This is a genomic window from Mycobacterium sp. (assembly GCF_040398885.1).
Classification (GTDB): Bacteria; Actinomycetota; Actinomycetes; order Mycobacteriales; family Mycobacteriaceae; genus Mycobacterium.
The window spans coordinates 7,101-11,680 of record NZ_JBBATF010000032.1; the positions used below are offsets into that span (position 1 = coordinate 7,101).

The window sequence follows — 4,580 nt, forward strand, 5'->3', positions numbered from 1 at the left end:
CGAGGGGGGCGGGAAGATCCCACCGTGGAACTTCGCGGCGTGGTGCGACCGGACCGGCCGCTTCTGGTGCTCGCGCTGCCCGAGGAGGCGGAGTTCATCGGGGGGGACCTCCCGATCCTGGTCACCGGCCCGGGAAAGGTGAATGCGGCGGTCGCGGTGTCGGCAGCGCTGAGCAAAACGAGACCGGCAGGGGTGATCAACCTCGGGACCGCGGGCGGCCTGCACGACGGCCTCGGCGGCGTGCATGAGATCCACACCGTCATGCAGCACGATTTCGATTCGGCGGCGATCCGCTCCCTGGTCGACCGCGATTACGGAATGCCGATCGAACTGGGCTCCCGCACCGGCGGGTCGCCTGTGGTGCTGGCCACCGGGGACCGCTTTATCGCCGACAGCCGGGCGCGCGAAACCCTCTCCCGCACGGCCCATCTCGTCGACATGGAGGGCTACGCCGTGGCCTGGGCCGCCCGCGCCGCCGGTGTGCCGGCGCGGCTGATCAAACTGGTCAGCGACGACGCCGGAGCGCAGGCCGGCCGGACATGGGCCGACACGGTCGGGGAGCACGCACGCACGCTGGCCGGTTGGGTGTCCGCTGAACTGCCGCTCGGGTGAACGCGCGTCCGCTCGGCCCGGCCGTTTGAGCCAGGCCACTCCGGCGTCAAGGATGGGCCGATGAGGATCATGACGTGGAACGTGCAGGGCCGGGTGGGCGATTGGGAAGCCCGGCACGGCGCGCTGCGGGCGTGGATCGAACGGACCGCCCCCGACGTCCTCACTCTTCAGGAATCGTGGGTGGAGCCCGACGGAACCACCCAGGCCGCCCGCCTGGGAGAGGAACTGGGCCTGCACTCGGTGACGGCCGCGGAACTCGCCGGGTTCGACCGTTACCCCCAGGCGCCGTACTGGGTGGTCAACGCGGTGCTGGCGCGGTGGCCGCTGAGCATCGAGCGGCTGTGTCCGCTGCCCGACGAGCGTGGCGAGCCGACGTGGCGCCACGCGCTGGTGACCCGGGTGCGTCGGCCCGCCGATGAGGGCGGTCCTTTCGTCGCGGCCGGGACCCACCTCGAGCATGGACTTGAACACTCGGCGCGGCGAAGCGCCCAGATGTCGGCACTGGTGAACCACGTCGCCGACACCCTCGGCGATCGGACCCGGCGGCGGGACTCACTGCCGGCGATCCTGGGCGGGGACCTCAACTGCACCCCGGAGTCCGACGAGTACCGCCGCGCCACCGGCCTATCCGCCGGAGCGGTTCCGGATTTCACCCTGGTCGACGCGTGGGCCGCGGCGGGCAACACCGACCCGGGACACACCTGGTCGGCGAGCAACCCGTTGGTCCCCCGCCATGCCATTCATCCGCACCGCCGGCTCGACTACGTGATGGTGTCCACCCCCCGTCGATCCGGCGCGGGACACGTGCGCCGGTGCGCTCTGGCCGGCAACGCGGCGATCGAGAATGTCTGGGCCAGCGACCATTTCGCCGTGGTGGCCGAAGTCAAGATGTGATGTCCGGCATCGCCCGAGGGCGCCGGGAACACCCTGATCCCGTCGTCGTCGCCCGCGTGCGAGGGGCGGCACCTGCTCACTCTGTCCGCGGGTCGATGCCGAGGCGCCTGATACAGCCCGCGCGCGACATCTCGACCAAGGCGGCCTGCGCCTTGTCGAAACCGTCCAGCGCGGGAATGTCCTGCTTCATCCGGCTGAGGGAGGCGTCGACGCAGCGCTGCAGACGTTGCGCGTCGGAGTCGCGCCACTGGGAGTAACCGATCAAGCCCGCAGCGACCAGGCCGACCACCAGGTAGATCCAGACCCGCGGGCTTCTGACCACGAACCGATTATCGCCCAGCGGGTCAGCGAGCCTCCAATCGGTCCGACGGCGTCGGCGAGACGATTGCCGGATCGTGCGGTACGTAGTTCTCCCAGTGGATCTCGGGCTCGCCGTTCCACCGGTAGGCGACCATGGTTCCGCCCTTGACCGCGCTGAAGTCGACGCAGGCGGTGTAGGTGGTCCAGTCATCGAGGTGGACGGGCTCCCACTCCCGCCAGTAGTGGCCGTAGAACAGCGGGACCTCGTCGGTGTAGACGTACGTCAGGCCGACGGCGGGGCCGACCTCGCGATCCGGCGGGTCCGGGTACCGGTCTCCGTCCTCGGTCCGCGCTCCCCGGGTTTCGGCGAGCGCGCGCAGCGTCCGTGCGTTGTGGTCCCACCATCGGATGCGGGCATCGGTCCGCTTGTGGCCGTCCTTGTCCCAGTAGGGCTCGGCGCCGTGGTCGGTCAGGCTGATCTCGGGACCCTTGAGGAGGTTCTCCACCGCGCGGTACAGCGGGTGCTTCTTGTCGGAGGCGTCGGCGTAGTGCTGTTCGGTGACCAACCGGGCGCCCCCGCAGGCATCTTCGACGACAGCCATCGAGGCCGGATGCCAGCAGGCGTGCACCACCCTGATCGGGCCCGGGAGCTCAAGCCAGAGCGGGAAGGTCTTGAACCACTCGACGTACTCCCGCTGCTGGTCGGCACTCAGCTGCTCCAGGAAAGCCCTGTGCTGTCTGGTGTTCTTCTCGTTGTGTTCCCGAAGACCCAAGGCCCAGCAGATGGCGTTGAACTCGTGGTTTCCCATCACGATCCGAGCGCCGCCGGACTCGACCATGGCCCTGACCAACTGCAGGACCTCGAGCTGCTCGTCGCCGCGGTCGATCAGGTCGCCGACGAACACCGCGGTGCGCCCCGGGTGGCGGTACACCCCCGAGTCGTCCTGCCGGTAGCCAAGTTCACCGAGCAGAGCCACGAGTTTCGTCGCGCACCCGTGAATGTCGCCGATGATGTCGTAGTAGGTCAATGCGGAGCCCCCGATCTCAATGTCGTTGCAGCGCGGCATGATAGCCCTCTGAAGTAGTCAGGTGCGTGGTCAGCGACACTCCCTGCGGCGGAGGACCGGGCTGGTTGCGCGGCCACCAGGTGCAGCGCACCTGCACGTCGTTGGCGTAGGGGCCCGCAGCCGCCAATGCGCCGCGGATGGCGGATTCGGGCCCGCCACCCGAACCGGCGTAGATCCGGTTGAGCGGCTCGCTGACATCCCAGGCGGTGGCGACGCAGTCGGTGCTCACGGCCAGGACGCGGCAGTCACCGGCCCGTTCGAGCACCGCGCACTGCGCCAGCGCGTTGGCCGAGGCGGTGGCGGGATCGGGTCCGTAGCCCCAGTCCTGCTGTTCGTGATTCGGCGAGTTGGCGACCGCCACCCAGCCGTCATCGGCGTCGGCAGGCGGCGCCGCCAGGGCCGGCCCGGCGGCCAGCGCAACAGCGATCAAGCTGATCTGTTGAAATTTCCCGCCCATCGGTCCCCCCACCACGATCCCGATGCCAACGATAGGTTGATCCACCGACATTTAGCTTTGGACTGAGTCCGCGGGCGGGCCGAACGTCCGACCGGGACACCCTCACCCCAGCCCGCCGAAGCCGAGTCTACGAACTCCCGAGTGGCTTGACATCCATTAGGAACTCAACATAGGCGGAACAGCGCCGGCCCGGGCTGCGAGAAGGTTCGAGAGCAGCGCTATCTCAAGCAGACAATCTGTTACCGGACAATCTGTTCCGGGTGAACGTCCGGGGATTCGGCCGAGCGGATTAGGCTGAGCGGCGTGAAGATCCCTCTCGGAGCCGTGATCTGCGCGCTGTTGATCGGAGTCGGGGCGTGGGTCACCGCCGCGCCGGCGGCGGCATGCCCGTACGGGACCGTGCCCAGCGACTTCTCCGGCGTCTGCGTCAGCGGCGGGACCAACGGCGGGGCCGTCCCGGTGGCACCGGCGCACACCGGGGCGGTGTTCGGCGGCGGTCCCAACGAGTTGCCGACGGTGGACGGCATCCCCTGCACGCCGTGGCAGCTGGGCACCTGCATCGGGCTCGCCGAGAGCGCCCGCTGACGTATCGCGAAGCGCGACGTAAGGGTGGCCCTGTTCGGTCTCGACGAACTCGGGGGTGCCGACCAGTGGGCGGCCGGCTGGTCGGCGCATCCTGGCGCAGGACACCCGACCAAGCAGCTCCGTGTCGAACAAGTGCGGTCACAAACGTGAGCGCTCGGGTTGCGACTCCGTCAAGGGAGATCCCGGGCGTCCCCGCGGGCGGGGGGCCCATGACGGCTTTCAGCGTCGAGGCGCCGAGGGCGCGGAGTCCTCGCCGCCTCGCCGTCAGGGCAACTCCGACCGTCACTCCGCACAGCACCCCGGCCAGGAACGGCCCACGACTGAGCGGCTGTTTGCGCGGTGCGACCGCGAACACCCAGAACCCGCCGGCCGCGACAGCGATCGTCACGAGCGCCCCGATCCAGCTCATGGTTCACCTCCGGGCCGTCGTCCGACTCGGCCGCCTGCCAATCCTCACCCCGGATCGGCCGAACCCGCCATGGCCCGCCGGTTCGTGACCAAAGCGAGCAGCAGGCGTTAGCCGTCCGGGACCGAATGCTGGTCGAACGTCCGTCCGACCAGGGTGGTCGCCGTCTCGGTGACGCCGGCCGAGGGCGAGGACTTCGCCTTCCATGCGGTCGAGAAATACACCGATCAGACGTGGTCGGGCACAGGCCGGGCACGCT

6 protein-coding genes are annotated in these 4,580 nt (G+C 69.4%); 3 read left to right on the plus strand and 3 right to left on the minus strand.

The genetic code is table 11. From position 1 onward, the window contains the following. Together ADBZ5U_RS05030 and ADBZ5U_RS05035 are read left to right on the plus strand one after the other, a co-directional pair. A partial coding sequence (locus ADBZ5U_RS05030) for a nucleosidase (RefSeq protein ID WP_526263009.1) occupies positions 1-612 on the plus strand: 612 nt, incomplete at its 5' end. A gap of 60 nt (positions 613-672) precedes the next feature. Further along, positions 673-1,506, plus strand: coding sequence for an endonuclease/exonuclease/phosphatase family protein (locus ADBZ5U_RS05035; RefSeq protein ID WP_526263011.1), 834 nt, complete (start codon positions 673-675; stop codon positions 1,504-1,506). Positions 1,507-1,582: 76 nt separating this feature from the next. Here the strand turns inward: ADBZ5U_RS05035 and ADBZ5U_RS05040 are convergent, their stop codons facing one another. Genes ADBZ5U_RS05040 through ADBZ5U_RS05050 form a run of 3 tightly spaced genes read right to left on the minus strand, consistent with a single transcriptional unit; the run spans position 1,583 to position 3,330 of the window. Beyond that, positions 1,583-1,828 (minus strand): hypothetical protein, encoded by a 246-nt coding sequence (locus ADBZ5U_RS05040; RefSeq protein WP_526263013.1) that lies wholly within the window; start codon positions 1,826-1,828, stop codon positions 1,583-1,585. Positions 1,829-1,850: 22 nt separating this feature from the next. Then, positions 1,851-2,873, minus strand: a complete 1,023-nt coding sequence (locus ADBZ5U_RS05045; protein ID WP_526263015.1) for a metallophosphoesterase — start codon at positions 2,871-2,873, stop codon at positions 1,851-1,853. Further along, complete coding sequence (locus ADBZ5U_RS05050) at positions 2,851-3,330, minus strand: DUF4189 domain-containing protein (protein WP_526263017.1); 480 nt, start codon at positions 3,328-3,330, stop codon at positions 2,851-2,853. Before ADBZ5U_RS05050 ends, ADBZ5U_RS05045 begins: the two co-directional genes overlap by 23 nt. A 303-nt stretch (positions 3,331-3,633) precedes the next feature. Between ADBZ5U_RS05050 and ADBZ5U_RS05055 the strand changes: the two genes are divergently transcribed. After that, positions 3,634-3,915: a hypothetical protein gene (locus ADBZ5U_RS05055; protein ID WP_526263019.1), complete on the plus strand. Its 282-nt coding sequence runs from the start codon at positions 3,634-3,636 to the stop codon at positions 3,913-3,915. Positions 3,916-4,580: the final 665 nt, after the last annotated feature.

What these genes read in the sequence shown, in the direction of transcription:
- ADBZ5U_RS05045 (WP_526263015.1), bottom strand. Translation starts at nt 2,873, where the DNA reads ATGCCGCGCTGCAACGACATTGAGATCGGGGGCTCCGCATTGACCTAC.
- ADBZ5U_RS05050 (WP_526263017.1), bottom strand. Translation starts at nt 3,330, where the DNA reads ATGGGCGGGAAATTTCAACAGATCAGCTTGATCGCTGTTGCGCTGGCC.
- ADBZ5U_RS05035 (WP_526263011.1), top strand. Translation starts at nt 673, where the DNA reads ATGAGGATCATGACGTGGAACGTGCAGGGCCGGGTGGGCGATTGGGAA.